14 protein-coding genes, 1 other RNA gene and 1 pseudogene are annotated in these 17,599 nt (G+C 35.5%); 11 read left to right on the top strand and 5 right to left on the bottom strand.

Annotated features, from left to right (window positions below; genetic code table 11):
- The first annotated feature begins 88 nt into the window (after positions 1-88).
- From SPB_RS05610 to SPB_RS11065, 4 genes and pseudogenes are all read left to right on the top strand, one after another.
- Positions 89-1,549, top strand: a complete 1,461-nt coding sequence (locus SPB_RS05610) for a nicotinate phosphoribosyltransferase (protein ID WP_003105446.1) — start codon at positions 89-91, stop codon at positions 1,547-1,549.
- Complete coding sequence (gene nadE / locus SPB_RS05605; protein ID WP_003104587.1) at positions 1,546-2,370, top strand: NAD(+) synthase; 825 nt, start codon at positions 1,546-1,548, stop codon at positions 2,368-2,370. The genes SPB_RS05610 and nadE overlap by 4 nt, the downstream gene beginning before the upstream one ends.
- Before the next feature lie 91 nt (positions 2,371-2,461).
- On the top strand, positions 2,462-3,796 hold the full coding sequence (gene pepC, locus SPB_RS05600) for an aminopeptidase C (protein WP_003103731.1): 1,335 nt from the start codon (positions 2,462-2,464) through the stop codon (positions 3,794-3,796).
- A gap of 94 nt (positions 3,797-3,890) precedes the next feature.
- Positions 3,891-4,907: pseudogene (locus tag SPB_RS11065) on the top strand (IS3 family transposase).
- Positions 4,908-4,998: 91 nt separating this feature from the next.
- Here the strand turns inward: SPB_RS11065 and pbp1a are convergent.
- Together pbp1a and recU are read right to left on the bottom strand one after the other, a co-directional pair.
- A complete protein-coding gene (pbp1a, locus tag SPB_RS05585) occupies positions 4,999-7,182 on the bottom strand; it encodes a penicillin-binding protein PBP1A (RefSeq protein ID WP_003105041.1) in 2,184 nt (727 codons plus the stop codon).
- The gene (gene recU / locus SPB_RS05580) at positions 7,175-7,777 is read right to left on the bottom strand and encodes a Holliday junction resolvase RecU (protein ID WP_003105133.1); all 603 of its coding nucleotides are present in this window, start codon (positions 7,775-7,777) and stop codon (positions 7,175-7,177) included. Before recU ends, pbp1a begins: the two co-directional genes overlap by 8 nt.
- Positions 7,778-7,855: 78 nt before the next feature.
- On the opposite strand from recU, the gene SPB_RS05575 reads away from it, so the two are divergent.
- The 6 genes from SPB_RS05575 to SPB_RS11360 all read left to right on the top strand — a co-directional run bounded on the left by SPB_RS05575 (position 7,856) and on the right by SPB_RS11360 (position 12,357).
- The gene (locus tag SPB_RS05575) at positions 7,856-8,374 is read left to right on the top strand and encodes an SLOG family protein (protein ID WP_003103895.1); all 519 of its coding nucleotides are present in this window, start codon (positions 7,856-7,858) and stop codon (positions 8,372-8,374) included.
- A gap of 118 nt (positions 8,375-8,492) precedes the next feature.
- Positions 8,493-8,816 (top strand): cell division regulator GpsB, encoded by a 324-nt coding sequence (gpsB, locus tag SPB_RS05570; protein WP_003105833.1) that lies wholly within the window; start codon positions 8,493-8,495, stop codon positions 8,814-8,816.
- A gap of 14 nt (positions 8,817-8,830) precedes the next feature.
- Positions 8,831-9,199, top strand: an RNA gene (gene rnpB / locus SPB_RS11060) — RNase P RNA component class B.
- Between the two features lie 64 nt (positions 9,200-9,263).
- On the top strand, positions 9,264-10,424 hold the full coding sequence (locus SPB_RS05565; RefSeq protein ID WP_003104991.1) for a THUMP domain-containing class I SAM-dependent RNA methyltransferase: 1,161 nt from the start codon (positions 9,264-9,266) through the stop codon (positions 10,422-10,424).
- Positions 10,425-10,428: 4 nt separating this feature from the next.
- The gene (locus SPB_RS05560) at positions 10,429-11,949 is read left to right on the top strand and encodes a cell division site-positioning protein MapZ family protein (protein WP_003104633.1); all 1,521 of its coding nucleotides are present in this window, start codon (positions 10,429-10,431) and stop codon (positions 11,947-11,949) included.
- Between the two features lie 270 nt (positions 11,950-12,219).
- Positions 12,220-12,357 carry a hypothetical protein gene (locus SPB_RS11360; protein WP_003103598.1) on the top strand — a complete coding sequence of 46 codons (138 nt, stop codon included), beginning with the start codon at positions 12,220-12,222 and terminating at the stop codon, positions 12,355-12,357.
- Between the two features lie 117 nt (positions 12,358-12,474).
- On the opposite strand, the gene SPB_RS05555 is transcribed toward SPB_RS11360, so the two are convergent.
- Positions 12,475-14,001 carry an IS1182 family transposase gene (locus SPB_RS05555; RefSeq protein WP_003102606.1) on the bottom strand — a complete coding sequence of 509 codons (1,527 nt, stop codon included), beginning with the start codon at positions 13,999-14,001 and terminating at the stop codon, positions 12,475-12,477.
- Between the two features lie 128 nt (positions 14,002-14,129).
- Positions 14,130-15,032 carry a cation transporter gene (locus SPB_RS05550; protein ID WP_003103822.1) on the bottom strand — a complete coding sequence of 301 codons (903 nt, stop codon included), beginning with the start codon at positions 15,030-15,032 and terminating at the stop codon, positions 14,130-14,132.
- A 240-nt stretch (positions 15,033-15,272) separates the two neighbouring features.
- Here SPB_RS05550 and SPB_RS05545 point away from each other — a divergent pair, with 240 nt between their 5' ends.
- Entirely contained in the window at positions 15,273-16,799 is a 1,527-nt protein-coding gene (locus SPB_RS05545) for an IS1182 family transposase (RefSeq protein ID WP_003102606.1), read from the top strand.
- A 70-nt stretch (positions 16,800-16,869) separates the two neighbouring features.
- On the opposite strand, the gene SPB_RS05540 is transcribed toward SPB_RS05545, so the two are convergent.
- The gene (locus SPB_RS05540; protein ID WP_003105588.1) at positions 16,870-17,352 is read right to left on the bottom strand and encodes an S-ribosylhomocysteine lyase; all 483 of its coding nucleotides are present in this window, start codon (positions 17,350-17,352) and stop codon (positions 16,870-16,872) included.
- Between the last annotated feature and the right edge of the window lie 247 nt (positions 17,353-17,599).

Genomic DNA, 17,599 nt, shown 5'->3' with positions numbered 1-17,599 from the left:
ATAAAAACTTTAATATATAAACCAAGAGAACTAAAGACTTGTCAAAATTATGTTATAATATTAACAATAATTTAAAGGAGTCACCTCAATGTATAAAGATGACAGTTTAACACTTCATACTGATTTATATCAGTTAAATATGATGCAAGTTTATTTTGAGCAAGGCATCCATAATAAAAATGCGGTTTTTGAAGTCTATTTTCGGAAGGAACCATTTGAAAATGGCTATGCTGTTTTTGCTGGTTTAGAAAGAGTCGTAAACTATCTGGAAAATTTATCATTTTCAGAAACAGATTTGGCTTACTTAATGGACTTAGGTTATAATCAGGCTTTTCTTGATTATTTGTCAAATATGAAATTGGAATTGACTGTTCGCTCTGCTAAAGAGGGAGATTTAGTTTTTGCCAATGAACCAATTGTTCAAATCGAAGGACCTCTTGGGCAGTGTCAACTTGTCGAAACAGCCTTATTGAACATTGTTAATTTTCAAACCTTGATTGCTACAAAAGCAGCGCGTATTCGTTCCGTAATAGAAGACGAACCTTTACTTGAATTTGGTACTAGACGTGCACAAGAATTAGATGCTGCTATCTGGGGCACCCGCGCAGCTGTTATTGGTGGTGCAAATGCGACTAGTAATGTACGTGCTGGTAAGCTCTTTGATATCCCTGTTTCAGGAACTCATGCTCATGCATTAGTTCAAACTTACGGCAATGATTACCAAGCTTTTAAAGCTTATGCTCAAAGTCATAAGGACTGTGTCTTCCTTGTGGATACTTATGATACGCTTCGTGTGGGTGTACCTAATGCAATAAAAGTTGCTAAGGAAATGGGCGATAAGATTAATTTCCTTGGTGTTCGTTTAGATTCAGGAGATTTGGCTTATCTTTCAAAAAAAGTACGCCAACAATTGGATGAGGCTGGTTTTCCAGATGCAAAAATTTATGCTTCAAATGATTTAGATGAAGAAACGATTTTGAGTTTAAAAATGCAAAAAGCAAAAATTGATGTTTGGGGTGTTGGGACAAAACTTATCACTGCATACGATCAACCTGCTTTAGGTGCTGTTTATAAAATTGTTTCTATTGAAGATGATAATGGAAACATGCGTGATACTATTAAACTTTCCAACAATGCTGAAAAAGTCTCTACTCCAGGTAAAAAACAAGTATGGCGGATTACAAGTCGTGCTAAAGGGAAATCAGAAGGTGATTATCTAACCTTTACAGATATTGATGTTAATCATTTAACAGAAATTGAAATGTTCCATCCGACCTATACTTATATCAATAAAACCGTAAAAGATTTCGATGCAGTTCCGCTTTTGGTTGACATCTTTGTGGATGGTAAACGAATCTATGATTTACCAAGTTTGAAAGAAATTCAAGATTATGCACGCAGAGCATTTGATAACCTTTGGGATGAGTATAAACGTATTTTAAATCCGCAAGATTATCCAGTTGACTTAGCGCGTGATGTTTGGGAAAATAAAATGGCACTCATTGACAAAATTCGTAAAGAAGCATTGGGAGCAGGTGACTTAACATGACATTACAAGAGGAAATCATCAAACAACTAGGTGTTAAACCGACAATTGAACCACTTGAGGAAATTAGAAAATCTGTGGACTTTTTAAAGGCATACATGCTTAAACATAGCTTTTTAAAGACACTTGTTTTAGGGATTTCTGGTGGACAAGATTCAACCCTTGCGGGCCGATTAGCTCAAATTGCAATTGCTGAATTAAGAGCAGAACAAAATGACAGTAGTTACCAATTCATCGCAGTTCGTTTACCATATGGTGTTCAAGCGGATGAATCGGATGCTCAAAAAGCATTATCATTTATCATGCCTGACCAATCATTAACTGTTAATATTAAAGAGGCAGTTGATGCACAAGTTGAAGCTTTAGAACAAGCAGGAGTTGTGGTTTCTGATTTCAACAAAGGAAACATCAAGGCACGTCAACGGATGATTACCCAATATGCTATAGCAGGACAAACCAGTGGGGCAGTGATTGGAACAGATCATGCAGCTGAAAATATTACTGCTTTCTTTACTAAGTTTGGTGATGGCGGTGCAGATATCTTACCATTGTTTAGATTGAACAAGCGTCAGGGAAGAGCCTTATTGAAAGAGCTGGACGCTGATAAATCACTTTATGAAAAAGTACCGACTGCGGATCTGGAAGAAAATAAACCAGGTATTGCTGACGAGGTAGCATTGGGGGTAACCTACAATGATATTGATGATTATTTAGAAGGTAAGCAAATTAGCAAAGATGCTCAGAATAAAATTGAATCTTGGTGGAATAAAGGCAAACATAAACGGCATTTACCAATTACAATTTTTGATGATTTCTGGAAATAAAAAGTAAAAAGTTAGGGAAACCTAACTTTTTTGTATTGAAGAAATTTAAATAAGGAATATAATAGAAGAGTAAATAAAAATGGAGGACACTATGACAGAACTTACAAAAAACTTCACAGAAAAATTGTTCAATCAATATGAGACAAATGCTAAATTTTCAGCAGTAGAAAATGCAGTTACTCATAATGGCTTGTTAAAATCACTAGAAACTAGACAAAGTGAAATTGACAATAATTTTGCTTTTTCAATTGATTTAACCAAGGATGAAGTATCAAATCAAAAAGCATCCGGAAGATGCTGGATGTTTGCCGCATTAAATACATTCCGTCACAAATTAATCACAGATTTCCAATTAGAGAACTTTGAGCTTTCTCAAGCTCATACATTCTTCTGGGATAAATATGAAAAATCAAATTGGTTTATGGAACAAGTTATTGCAACAGCAGACCAAGAGTTAACTAGTCGTAAAGTTAAATTTCTTTTAGATGTACCTCAACAAGACGGTGGTCAATGGGATATGGTAGTAGCTTTATTTGACAAATATGGAGTTGTTCCAAAATCAGTTTATCCAGAATCTATTTCATCAAGTAATAGTCGAGAATTGAATCAATATCTCAATAAGTTATTGAGACAAGATGCTCAAATTTTGCGTGAGCTAATTTCGTCTGGTCAAAAAGAGGAGACTATTCAGAATAAGAAAGAAGAACTACTAACAGAAATATTCAATTTCTTAGCTATCAACCTCGGATTACCTCCTCGTCAATTTGACTTTGCATTCCGTGATAAAGATAATAATTATCAAGCAGAAAAAGCAATTACACCTAAAGCATTCTATGAAAAATATGTGGGATTAAAGCTATCTGACTATGTTTCTATTATTAATGCGCCAACAGCTGATAAACCATATGGAAAGGCATATACGGTTGAAATGCTTGGAAATGTTGTAGGTGGTCCAGAAGTTCGTTACTTAAATGTTGAGATGAACAGATTCAAAGAATTAGCTATTAAACAAATGGAAAGTGGCGAAACTGTTTGGTTTGGTTCAGATGTTGGTCAAGTATCGGATAGACAAAAGGGAATCTTAGCAACAAATACTTATGATTTTACATCAAGTATGGATATTGTTTTGAGTCAAGATAAAGCTGGTCGATTAGACTATAGTGAAAGTTTAATGACACACGCTATGGTTTTAACAGGAGTTGATTTAGATCAATATGGTACTCCAATTAAATGGAAGGTAGAAAATTCTTGGGGAGATAAGGTTGGTGAAAAGGGCTACTTTGTTGCTTCAGATGCCTGGATGGATGAGTACACTTATCAAATTGTTGTTCGAAAAGAATTTTTAGCAGAAAATGAATTAGCTGCTTTTGAAGGAGAAGCTCAGGTATTAGCACCTTGGGACCCAATGGGAGCTTTAGCAAAATAAAAAAATCGGAGATTCGGCACTGCACCCAATAAATGAGACACAAGAAAAACACTCCTGTAGAATTCTAGTAAAATAGAATCAGGAGTGTTTTATTATGTTCAAAAAAGCTTACTCGTTAGAAACCAAATTAGCCTGTATTGAAATGAAGAAATCAGGTAAGCCCAAAAAAGTTATTATGGATAGACTTGGTATTAAAAATAAAAGCCAGATATATACATGGTGGCGCTGGTATCAAAAAGGAGAAACGTATCGTTTTCATCAACCTGTAGGTAAGCAATATACTTACGGTCAAGGAATGGAACAGTTATCAGAAGTTGAGCAATTAAAACTACAAGTTGAACTTTTAAAAAAGTATCAAAGCTTGATGAGAAAATCGATAAAGTAACACTCATCAAGCTAGTTGATTACTACAGATATCAGTATCCATTAGGTTTTATTCTGGACTGTTTTAAGGTCTCACGCTCAACCTATTATCGGTGGAAATCTAATATCAAGCCTCCTATTCATGATAGTCTTATCGAAAAAGTTGAAGAGCAGAGGGTGGCTATGTCGAACTAGAATAAAGAAGTCCCCTAAATTAGGTAGGCCATACTACGTCACAGACAATAAGCTAGACCGTGACTTTAAGGCAACCAGACCATTACAAAAACTAGTTACAGATATTACTTATCTCAACTTTGGAAAAACTACCTTATACTTGTCATCTATTATGGACCTTTATAATCGTGAAATTGTGGCCTATACTATTTCAGATACACAGGACAATGATCTTGTACTTGATACCCTTAATCAACTTGATTTAGAATCAGGAGTCCTATTACACAGTGATCAAGGATCTGTCTATACATCACATGCTTACTATCTCGCTTGTATTGAAAAAGGCATTACCCGCTCAATGTCTCGAAAAGGGACACCTGCAGATAACGCCTGTATTGAATGGTTTCACTCCGCTTTAAAGACTGAAACCTTTTATCTCCAAGATAGGAGAAAACACAACAAAGTTAGTATAACAAATATTGTTAAAAATTACATAACATTTTATAATGAAACTAGAATTCAACGTCATTTAAAAAACCAATCTCCTGTTCAATTCAGAAAATTGGTTTCATAAGAGTGTTTTTCTTCTGTCCCACTATTGGGGTGCAGTGCCATTCCTCCGATTTTTTTATTTATTGACCAGCTGTTCCATTACCGTTACCATTTCATGGTCTTACGCTAGGAGTAGTATCACTCGTAGGAGGCGTAGTACTGGGATCTGTTTCAGATGCAGTCGATGAATCAGAACTTTCAGGTGTAGAAGCACTAGCACTACTTGAATTTGAATCTGATGAAGCTTTTGAGCTACTTGAATTACCATAGATGTTATTGTAAACTGAACTACCATAATTATTATTAGTGGTGTATGTTCCACTTAAATAGAGGAAGCCACCACTGCGATATAAACCAGTTGGCATTAACCAGTCTTCACTATATCCTTCAGTGACATAAGCCATCATATTACGGTATACACTTGTTGCTACCTTCAAGCCTTCTCCATACACTGGAGTTAGACGGCTTTTATAACCAGTCCAAACTGCCATGGCATATTTATTAGTAAATCCGACAAAGTTCTCGTCTGGAGCCATTGTTCCAACATAATCAGGATATAGTCCAGTTTCTGCCGAAATTTTTGCAAGCTCATCATCGGTATAGTTTGAAGTTCCTGTTTTACCAGCTTGAACAACGCCAGGAATCTGTGCATCAACCCCTGTACCATAAGTTAAAACGGTTTTCATCATATCTGTCATCATGTAGGCCGTTGTTTCTTTCATAGCACGGGAGCCTTTATTTTCAAAGACTTTTTTTGTACCATCACTAAATTCAATTTTGTTGATGTATTGAGGTTTGTAATATGTACCACCGTTTGCAAATGCAGCATAGGCTATAGCCATTTTTTCACTGCTTGCACCATACTTGTCTCCAGTACCACTGTTATTACTTGAGATAGCATTTGAATAATTCATTTCAGGATAGTCAATACCTAAACCATTCAAGAATGATTTAGCTGTTTCTAAACCTGCAGCTTCAAGTGCTCTAACTGCTGGAACATTACGTGATTGTTGGATAGCAGTTTGAATGGTCATCCAACCATTGTACTTACGATCCCAGTCATATAGTTGTGTTTGTGTTCCAGGCCAGTAGTAGATGGAGTCATTTGTTGATTGTGATGTTGAATTATATGTTCCAGATTCAATTGCTGGAGCATAAGCAGAAATTGGTTTCATAGTTGAACCCCAATCTCGGTCAGTCAGAACAGCTTGGTTTGTTCCAAATGAAACATTTGAATCTTGATTTCTACCACCTAACTGAGCAATTACATGACCATTTGTTACATCTACAATTGTTGAAGCTACTTGGAATTTATCATCAGGGTAGTAAACATAATCCTCTGTGTTATAAATATCATAAAGACGTTGTTGGGCATCAGGAACTAAATTTGTATAAACTTTAAGACCTGATGTAAAAATATCTTTATTAGTTTCGGATTTAACTTGTGCAATTGCTTGCTTCAAATAATTATCCATATATTTAGGATAACTTGAAGTCTGTTTTAAGGGTTTTAATCCATCATTGACAGGTGTGTTAATTGCTTCATCATATTCTGATTTAGTTAAATTTTTATCGTGATACATTTGTTGCAGTACCACATTACGGCGAGTAGTTGCGGCTTGAGGATTTGCATATGGATCGTACTGATTAGGTGCTTGTGGTATCCCAGCAAGTAAAGCTAGTTGAGCAAAAGATAAATCTTTTAAGTCTTTCCCATAATATGCTTTAGAAGCTGTTAACATACCATAGTTCCCATTTCCCATATAAACTTTATTGATATAGAAAGTTAGGATTTCTTGCTTAGTATATTTTCTTTCCATTTTAAGTGATAGCCAAACTTCTTGAGCTTTACGTTTCAATGTTTGGTCAGATTCCTTAGTAGAGAAATAAGCTAACTTGATAAGCTGTTGGTCTAAAGTTGAACCACCTTGAGTAGTAGAGCTGGTTAAGTTATGGAAAGCTGCTCCCAGAATACGATATAAGTCCACTCCTCGATGATTGAAGAAACGTTTATCTTCAATTGAAGTGATGGCATTAACCAAATTTAACGGAATGCTGTCAGCTGTAACGTTTTCTCGTTTTTCAGACCCGAGGTCAGCAATTAATTTATTGTTTGCATCATAAACCAAGCTGGAATTAGTTGACTTAAGTGATGTTTCTGAAAGTTTTGGAGCTGAACTTACATAAAATGCGAATAAAAGTCCGCCGAAAAGAATTGAAATAATGATAAAACTAAGGATACCTGCGATTGCATATTTTAGTATTTTTCTAACTGTTGGATTTTTGATTTTAATCACCGCCTATAAAATTTTCTTCTATAATATCTAAGTAAGGAACCTGGGGAAAGGCTCCAATAATTATCGGGAAACTGTTTTTTTTGATATAATCAAGTGGCATTGACTTGTTGCCCTTATCAATTTGATAAAAAGCTATCAATTTTTCAGCTGGAAGATAATATGTTTCTTTTAGGGTTGAAAAGTGTAAAAGGACAAAGCAAATTCCCTTTTGTTCTAAAACCGAAGCCATATGCTCTATCTGATGTGCATGGAAATTCTTCATGGGCATGGCCGTTTTTTGCCGTGTTTCCTTGGCTTCGAAATCTATATAGTACCCTTTATATACACCGGAATAGTCAGTAGTGGAAGCTTGTCTGAAATAAGCTTCGACAATTTTGGCTCGACTTCGATGTGGATAGTCAACTTTGACAATTTGTATTGGTGTAGGTTTTTTATGGATAACAGCAAGATGTCGAGAGAGGTAATAATCATTTGTGGCATTAATTGCTGCTTCAAATGACATCCCACGATTTGCAAAATCAACTTTTGACTCTTTTTTCTTTGTTTGAACAGGGCTTGCATTTTTCCGTTTAAGATGATGAGGGTAGTTAACCATTGTTCTCCTATCTTCATTGACTTAATGAGAAATTTAAGCATTCTTATTATATCATAATTTCTGAAAGGTTTACATAAAATGACTGCAATTCTAATCAGTGGCTATAGGAGTTCCGATTTAGGAATATTTCAAGATAAAGATAAGCGAATTCCATATATCAAAATAGCTATAAAGAAAGATATTATTGCATATATAGAAGAAGGAATTGAATGGTTTATCTTTACTGGTAACTTAGGATTTGAATATTGGGCTCTTGAGGTTTGTCAAGAATTAAAAAATGATTACCCTATTAATTTGGCAACAATATTTATCTTTGAAAATCACGGTGAGAATTGGAACGAGAGTAACCAGAATAAGTTACGTGTCTTTCGTCAAGTTGATTTTGTTAAATATTGTTTTCCGTCATATGAAAATCCAGGCCAGTTTAAACAATACAATCAGTTTTTAGCGGATAATACAGATAAAGCTTACATCTTTTATGATGAAGAAAATGTCACAAATTTGAAGTATCTAGTTAAATTTTTAAAAGCACAACCAGGCTATTTAGTTGATTCGTTAACCTTTGAACGACTTAATGAAATAGTAGAAGATCAGTAATCTTATTTTAATAGTAATAACTATTTTAATACTTGCTTTTTAGTTTGTTTTTCTGTATGATTAATAGTGATATCAGAATTCTGACATCAGAGAAGAAAGACCGGTCGGAGAGTATAGAATGACAAGTATTATTTATAGTCCAAAGGACATTTTTGAACAAGAATTTAAAACAAGTATGCGGGGCTTTGATAAAAAAGAAGTTGATGAATTTTTAGACAATGTTATCAAAGATTATGAAACATATATTGCTGAAATTGAAGGATTGAAATCTGAAATTGAACAGTTGAGACGCCAAGGAAATCAAGCTCGAAGTAACATTCAAGAAGAACGTCCTGCTCCTGTTCAACCAACTAGAGTGACTCAAACAGCCACTAATTTTGATATATTAAAACGCATTAGCCGACTTGAAAAAGAAGTTTTTGGCAAACAAATTGTAGAGTAATAAGCTAATGTGCAATTTTTGGATAATCGCGTAGTATTTCAATACTATGAGGAAAGTCCATGCTAGCACCGGCTGTGATGCCGGTAGTGTTTGTGCTAGGCGAAAAAATAAGCCTAGGGATGCAGAAATGCATTACGGCGAAAGAACGAGCTAAGTCTTCGGATATGTTTTAGTATTTCTGAAAGTGCCACAGTGACGCAGTTTCTATGGAAACGTAGGAAATGGAACGCGGTAAACCCCTCAAGCTAGCAACCCAAACTTTGGTCGGGGCATGGAATAGATTGGAAACAAGAACGAGCTATTCTGACTGTTATACGGTAGACAGATGATTATCGAAGGAGATGATACCTAGTCATCTCTGGAACAAAACATGGCTTATAGAAAATTGCATAATAGGTTAAGCTAGCTATTGCTAGCTTTTATTTAATTAAGAGAAAGAAATTTGAAATGAAACAAAATTTTAAACTGGTTGCAACAGTTGCCGCAGGTCTTGAATCTGTAGTTGGAAAAGAAATCAAAAACCTTGGTTTTGATTGTAAAGTTGAAAATGGTAAGGTCTTTTTTGATGGTGATGTAGAAGCTATCATTAAAACCAATTTATGGTTACGTGCTGCCGATAGAATTAAAATTATCGTTGGTCAGTTTCCAGCCCGTACTTTTGAAGAACTCTTTCAAGGGGTAACCAATTTAGATTGGGAAGACTATATTCCACTGGGAGCTAAGTTTCCAATTGCTAAAGCGAAATGTGTTAAATCTAAATTGCATAACGAACCAAGTGTTCAAGCTATTACCAAAAAAGCTGTTGTTAAAAAACTTCAGAAACATTACCATCGTCCCGAGGGTGTCCCTCTACAAGAGATTGGTGCAGAGTTCAAATTAGAAGTTTCCATTCTTAAAGATGTGGCGACAATTATGATTGATACAACTGGTACAAGTTTATTTAAGCGTGGGTACCGTAGTCAAAAAGGTGGCGCACCAATTAAAGAAAATATGGCAGCAGCCATCTTAGCTTTAACAAATTGGTACCCTGATAAGCCCTTGATTGATCCAACTTGTGGTTCTGGTACATTTTGTATTGAAGCAGCTTTAATTGGGATGAATATTGCACCAGGATTTAATCGCTCATTTGCTTGTGAAGAGTGGAATTGGGTAGATAAAGACTTAGTTGAAAAAGTCAGAAATGAAGCAGACGAACAAGCTAATTACGATGTTAAATTAGATATTTCAGGCTTTGATATCGATGCCCGTCTAATTGAGATTGCTAAAGAAAATGCTGTTGAGGCAGGTTTAGCAGATGTCATTACCTTTAAACAGATGCGTTTACAAGACTTGAAAACTGATAAAGTTAATGGTGTACTGATTTCTAATCCACCATATGGTGAACGATTACTGGATGACAAAGCTGTTGACATTTTGTATAATGAAATGGGTCAATCCTTTGCACCACTAAAAACATGGAGCCAATTCATATTAACTAGTGATGAAAATTTTGAAAAGAAATTTGGAAGAAAAGCGGATAAAAAACGTAAACTTTATAACGGCACCTTAAAAGTAGATTTATATCAATTTTATGGTGAGCGTGTGAAGAGAAATCTTGCAGAGAGGTAATATCGTGTCAGAAGAAAATAAAGATTTTGAAATTAACCAAGAAGGTCAGTCCCTTGATATAGATCAAGCTAAAAATATGACTGTTGGTGAAGCAGTTCGTAAGGATTCAGAAATCAAAGCAGGCGTGACTGAAAATGATAATATCCTTGATAAGTATATTAAACAGCATAGAGAAGAAGTGGCATCACAAAAATTTGATACCAAATATTCTGACTTAGAAACGCTTGATACAGAAACACTTGATAACTTTATTAAAAAACAACGAGAAGAACTGTCGAAATCTGAACAAGAAGAAATAATTTCAGAAGAGCCAAATCAAACTGAAGAAGATTCAGGTGCTGCTGGCGCAGCAATCGCTGGCGCTGGTGCTGGAATTGGTGCATCAACTCTCGCTTCTGATCCAGTAGTTGCTGAAGATAAAAATGAAGCAGTGTCAGAATCAACTGAGTCAAGACAAAGTATTCTTGCTGATAATGAAAAGCCTAGAAAATCTTCTGGCAAGATGAAAAAAATTCTAGCAAGTTTGCTCGCGTTAATTCTATTAATCTTAGCTATCTTCTTTGGAATGGATTATCTAAAAGGGTCATCCACAAGTACAAAGACAGATCCTTCAACAAAACAAACTACTAGTAAAAAAGAAAAATCGTCAAGCGCAGCAATAGCCAAAAAGAAAAACAAAGCATTTACAGATGTTTATGCCGGTTTCTTTACTGATGAGAAAAAAGATAAGTTGAAAAATGAATCTTTTGCAAAATTAGGCGATTTGGAAACAGCTCTTAAAGATTTAAAAGGTACTGCATATTACGACAAAGCTAAAGAAAAATTTGATGCTTTGAAAAAGCAAGTTACAGCTATCGAGGCCGTTAATGGTAAATTCTCTACTGAGGCCATTAAAGATGGTAAGAAAATTAGCGCTACCGTTAAGTCAAATGCCAAGTTTGATGATTTGAAAGATGATTTAGTTAATACTGGTAATCCAAGTTTAGATCTCTTAATTCAATCGGCAATTAAAGACGGTCGTGATCAATTGAGTAAAAAAGCTGAGGCAGAAAAGGCGGCTGCAAGCAAAAAAGCTGAAGAAGATAAGAAAGCTGCTGATGCTGCAGAACAACAAGGTCAAGCAAACGCTGCTGCAAGTGCTAATCAAGCTGCAGGTTCAACCACTAACAATGGTTCATCTGCAAATACCAATAATGCAGCTCCAAGTACACAAATTCCTTCAGGTAACTATTCAGGTCTTCAACGAGATTTATCTCGTGTCCCTTATAATAGCGCTGTGATCGCAGATACAACTAATCCTGCTTGGCTATTTAGCCCAGGTATTCTAGAAAAAGTTGTTGCAACAGCTCAAGCTCGTGGTTATATTTCAGGAAATAATTATATCTTAGAACCAGTAAACATTGTAAATGGTAATGGTTACTACAATATGTTTAAAGCTGACGGAACTTATTTGTTCTCTATCAACTGCAAAACTGGATTCTTTGTGGGTAACGCCAAAGGACATTCAGACGGTTTAGATTATTAAAAAAGAGAGAAGGAAACTTCTCTTTTTTATTTTATGACAGTTTAGGTCGTATATTAACCGTTTAGGATGAATCGTTCATAATCAGGCAGTAAATGATACACTTCGTTTGATTACCCAACATATTCTTCGGAGGTTTTTAAGGAAGTATTTTATAAGAATAAACTTGTTAAAGTTTGGCAAATTTCAAAAGAGGGAGCACAACTAAAGCGGGTTCCAGCGGCTTTTGAAAGAAATTATTTCCAATGGATTGATAATTATGTTCGTAATTTTATGGTTGGGCTTGACCCAGATGCTTCTACAAATACAAAAAATGGTTTGATTGGTTATACTGCTGGTGGTGGCTTTGCGGGCTATCATATGTATCAAAATGCCTATATTGGAGACTGCTTTGATGCAAAAAATCATTAGATTATCAGTGCTACTATTTTGCTAAACATTATCAAGTCAAGACAGAAAAAGAGGCTGGGACAAAAGTCTTCATAACTAATAAAAACAGAGAGTCACGTTTGATGTGATTCTCTGTTTTTAATTTCTTATCATTCTCTTATTGTATTTCAGTAGATTATTGGCCATGAGGACCAATCCCATATCAATTTTTACTTTCCCTTTTCCTCTCAGGTTACAACGTTTGTAACCTAAACAAGCCTTTATCTGACCAAAGACAGGTTCTACACCAATCTTTCGTTTTGCAAAGATGTGACTGCCTTCTTCAGATAAAAGCGCTTGACTCTCTTTTCTTTTTAACTCTTGGTATCTCTGATTCACATAAAGACATTTCTGAGGGGCTAAATCAGGATATTCTGCCCTATAAACTCTGCTCTCTTGTTGGAATCCAGTAGATGTTCTAGTCTGTTTGATATAGTCAAAATGATAATCCCAACCATCCGGATGCGTGTAGGTATCACTGACCTCATCGTAAAACCAATTATCTAGATTCTTTGTGGATTGTCTCTTCTTTCTTTTCTGTTCCTTATCAAACATGCCATATTTAATCAGGTGCTCAACTCCAAGTTGGTCAAGTCTGGTTAAGTTTTCTTCACTACCATAACCTGCATCCGCAACAACCATCTTGAGGTCATGGGGATAACTATCTAATAGTGGAATGAGTGTTGTGGTATCGGTTGGGTTTGGAAAGATATCATAATGAAGGACAAACTGATTTTCCGTGGCGATTTGAAGATTATAACCTGCTTTAAGTTGCCCATTCCTCATATGGTCATCTCTCATCCGCATAAAGGTGGCGTCTGTATCTGTTTTGGAGAAGCTATTGCGACCATCGAAGGTAGAGTGATAGAATTCATATTTCTCAGCCCGCACTGAAAAATCATCCTTAACCTTTCGTAGGACCTTCTTAAGTTTTCGGCGTTTGACTTTTCGTGTATCCTGACCTTTGACAGGTTCCTCCTCAATGACTTGATTTAACTCTGCCAATTCTTCTTCGATAATTTGAGCAAATGCGGTCAACTGTTCAGCAGTTACTGGTTCTTGTTCATCTAGATTAATCGCCTCGTTAATCAAGGGGCTAACTTCTTCTTGAAAATAGCTGTGTAGGTCATCTTGAAGCTTGGCAGAGAATTTATCAGTCGCTTTCTTCCAGACAAAGCTGTATTTATTGGCATTGGCTTCAATCTTAGTGCCGTCAATATAGAGACAGTCTAGAGTAACTAAATCCGCCATCTTGAGACGAAGATTTAGTTCGATGAATAACTCTCTGATTAAGTTTTCCATTTCTTTGGCCACACGGAAGCGATTAATGGTTCGATAACTAACGACCAGTTGACCAGTCAGATACTGCATAGCTATGTTTTCCAACATTAATTTTTCAATTTTGCGACCAGAGAAGACTCCTTGAGTATAAGCGAACAAGAGAGCAGATAATAACAATTTAGGGTGATAAGAAGGACGACCAAAGGTCGAGTAAAAGTCAGTAAAACAATTTTCTTCCAAATCATTTACCACTTTTTCGATAGTAAAGACAATATGGTCTGGTGGCAAGAAATAGGCAATTTCTAATGGTAAAGTTGTTTGATTTGTGTTATAGTGAATATGCATGAGGTAGCCTTTCTAAAGTGTTTTTAGACAATTCTATTTTATCAAGACTATCGCAACCATGCAAAAAGCAACGGCAAAAACCGTTGCTTTTTTGTTATAGTCGTGTAGAATTTTGTCCCAGACTCTTTTTAGAAAACAAATTCTAAATGAATTTGATCAAATTTTTTGCGTAAATGATTCAATAAATCTGCCTTTTTTAAAGCAAACTGTTTGATAATGTAATGACTTTCAAGATCTAAAATTAATATTCTGACGTTTATTTGCATTCCTTGTTTATGAACAAAAATGTCATAATCATCTTGATATTCCTTTAGATGGTGATTAACGACATAAACGATTGCTTCTTCAAGTTTATCATTTTGAACTGTTGAATAGGCAAATTCTTTAAAGGAATGGATTAATATCGTTAGAGGCTCTTTAAAGGAAAGTAGCACTAATATTACCGTGATAAAAAAATCACCTGTGTAATGGAAAAAGCCCAGTTGTCCATCTTGACTGATGAAATTTAGTAGAAAAACGGTTATTCCGATACCAATGGAGATAAGACCGTCAACTAAATTTGCCTTGCTTTCAGCATGTAAAATTGTACTAAGATTATTGATTGCCTTATTTTTTCGATGGTTATAGTAGGAAAGGACGAAACAAATTATACCTGTAATAATTGTATAAGGTAAAACGGGTCCCGTGTGGATGAGTTCACCTTCACCATATGTAAAATATGAATAAGCGACTGCGCCACTTTCAAGAAGTGCAATCAGCAGTAACATTAAAGTAGCTATTGATTTTAATACCCCAAATAATGGCTCCAAGAAATAGAGACCCCTAGGAAAATTGTCAGTTTTTTTGTGGCTATTTTTACTAATATAGATAGCAGCAATTGAAGAAACAAGTCCAATGACTGAAAAGACACTATCTAATAAAAGTGCGTTTAATCCCGTGATAATATAAATAAAAATACCAGCGAAAGCATTAATGCCATTAACAATTGAAGAGATTAAAAGTGCTTTTTTTTCTATATTTTTGTAGTTCATTTTTCCTCCTTTTTAATAATTATAATATTATTATATCATGAGAAAATTAAAAAAACAAAAGTGACTCTTAAAGCTCTACTTGAAGAAGTCTCTTTTAGACAAAATAATAAAAGAAGAGTCTGGGACAAAATTCTACACGACTATAACAAAAAAGCAACGGTTTTTGCCGTTGCTTTTTGCATGGTTGCGATAGTCTTGATAAAATAGAATTGTCTAAAAACACTTTAGAAAGGCTACCTCATGCATATTCACTATAACACAAATCAAACAACTTTACCATTAGAAATTGCCTATTTCTTGCCACCAGACCATATTGTCTTTACTATCGAAAAAGTGGTAAATGATTTGGAAGAAAATTGTTTTACTGACTTTTACTCGACCTTTGGTCGTCCTTCTTATCACCCTAAATTGTTATTATCTGCTCTCTTGTTCGCTTATACTCAAGGAGTCTTCTCTGGTCGCAAAATTGAAAAATTAATGTTGGAAAACATAGCTATGCAGTATCTGACTGGTCAACTGGTCGTTAGTTATCGAACCATTAATCGCTTCCGTGTGGCCAAAGAAATGGAAAACTTAATCAGAGAGTTATTCATCGAACTAAATCTTCGTCTCAAGATGGCGGATTTAGTTACTCTAGACTGTCTCTATATTGACGGCACTAAGATTGAAGCCAATGCCAATAAATACAGCTTTGTCTGGAAGAAAGCGACTGATAAATTCTCTGCCAAGCTTCAAGATGACCTACACAGCTATTTTCAAGAAGAAGTTAGCCCCTTGATTAACGAGGCGATTAATCTAGATGAACAAGAACCAGTAACTGCTGAACAGTTGACCGCATTTGCTCAAATTATCGAAGAAGAATTGGCAGAGTTAAATCAAGTCATTGAGGAGGAACCTGTCAAAGGTCAGGATACACGAAAAGTCAAACGCCGAAAACTTAAGAAGGTCCTACGAAAGGTTAAGGATGATTTTTCAGTGCGGGCTGAGAAATATGAATTCTATCACTCTACCTTCGATGGTCGCAATAGCTTCTCCAAAACAGATACAGACGCCACCTTTATGCGGATGAGAGATGACCATATGAGGAATGGGCAACTTAAAGCAGGTTATAATCTTCAAATCGCCACGGAAAATCAGTTTGTCCTTCATTATGATATCTTTCCAAACCCAACCGATACCACAACACTCATTCCACTATTAGATAGTTATCCCCATGACCTCAAGATGGTTGTTGCGGATGCAGGTTATGGTAGTGAAGAAAACTTAACCAGACTTGACCAACTTGGAGTTGAGCACCTGATTAAATATGGCATGTTTGATAAGGAACAGAAAAGAAAGAAGAGACAATCCACAAAGAATCTAGATAATTGGTTTTACGATGAGGTCAGTGATACCTACACGCATCCGGATGGTTGGGATTATCATTTTGACTATATCAAACAGACTAGAACATCTACTGGATTCCAACAAGAGAGCAGAGTTTATAGGGCAGAATATCCTGATTTAGCCCCTCAGAAATGTCTTTATGTGAATCAGAGATACCAAGAGTTAAAAAGAAAAGAGAGTCAAGCGCTTTTATCTGAAGAAGGCAGTCACATCTTTGCAAAACGAAAGATTGGTGTAGAACCTGTCTTTGGTCAGATAAAGGCTTGTTTAGGTTACAAACGTTGTAACCTGAGAGGAAAAGGGAAAGTAAAAATTGATATGGGATTGGTCCTCATGGCCAATAATCTACTGAAATACAATAAGAGAATGATAAGAAATTAAAAACAGAGAATCACATCAAACGTGACTCTCTGTTTTTATTAGTTATGAAGACTTTTGTCCCAGCCTCTTTTTAGATAAAATGACGATTAAAAGCATCATCCGAGATGCCTTGTGAGAGAATCAATTTTGCCCATTCTTTGGCAGAAAAGAGGCTGTGATCCTTATAATTTCCACAAGACTCAATTGTTGTTCCAGGTACATCTTCCCAAGTAATTTCATCAGCAATTTCTTCTAAACAAGATTTAATCACATTGGCAATTTCCGATGCAGAGTGTTGTCCCCACATAATCAAATGAAAGCCTGTACGACAACCAAAGGGTGAACAATCAATCATTCCGTCTATCCTTTGACGAATCAGTTTGGCTAACAAATGTTCAATTGTATGCAGTCCTGCAGTTTCAATAGAATTATGATTTGGTTGGACTAAACGTATATCAAAATTAGTAATGATGTCACCTTTAGGTCCTTTATCCTCCGAAATTAATCGAATATACGGTGCTGTGACAATTGTATGATCTAATTCAAAACTTTCTACAATAACTTCTTTTACCATACAAAGACTCCTCTTCATTTTTTGATACTATCATACCATAAAATAGGTCATTATTGAGTATTGACCATTTCACTTTTGGAAAATGCAGAGCAAATTATAAGTAGCTAGTAGCTATGATGAAAAGTTCGGCTAAAAACGTACTTACAGAAACTGTAATAATAGTTCCTTTAAAGGTATTTGATACAATATTTTGCAGAATATTAGGCTACTTTGTCAGTAAAGTCAACCACACATAAATTGTAACCAT

This window comes from Streptococcus parauberis NCFD 2020 (assembly GCF_000187935.1).
Classification (GTDB): Bacteria; Bacillota; Bacilli; order Lactobacillales; family Streptococcaceae; genus Streptococcus; species Streptococcus parauberis.
Note: the sequence above shows the minus strand (reverse complement) of the source record. Positions and strands in the feature narration are given on the sequence as shown.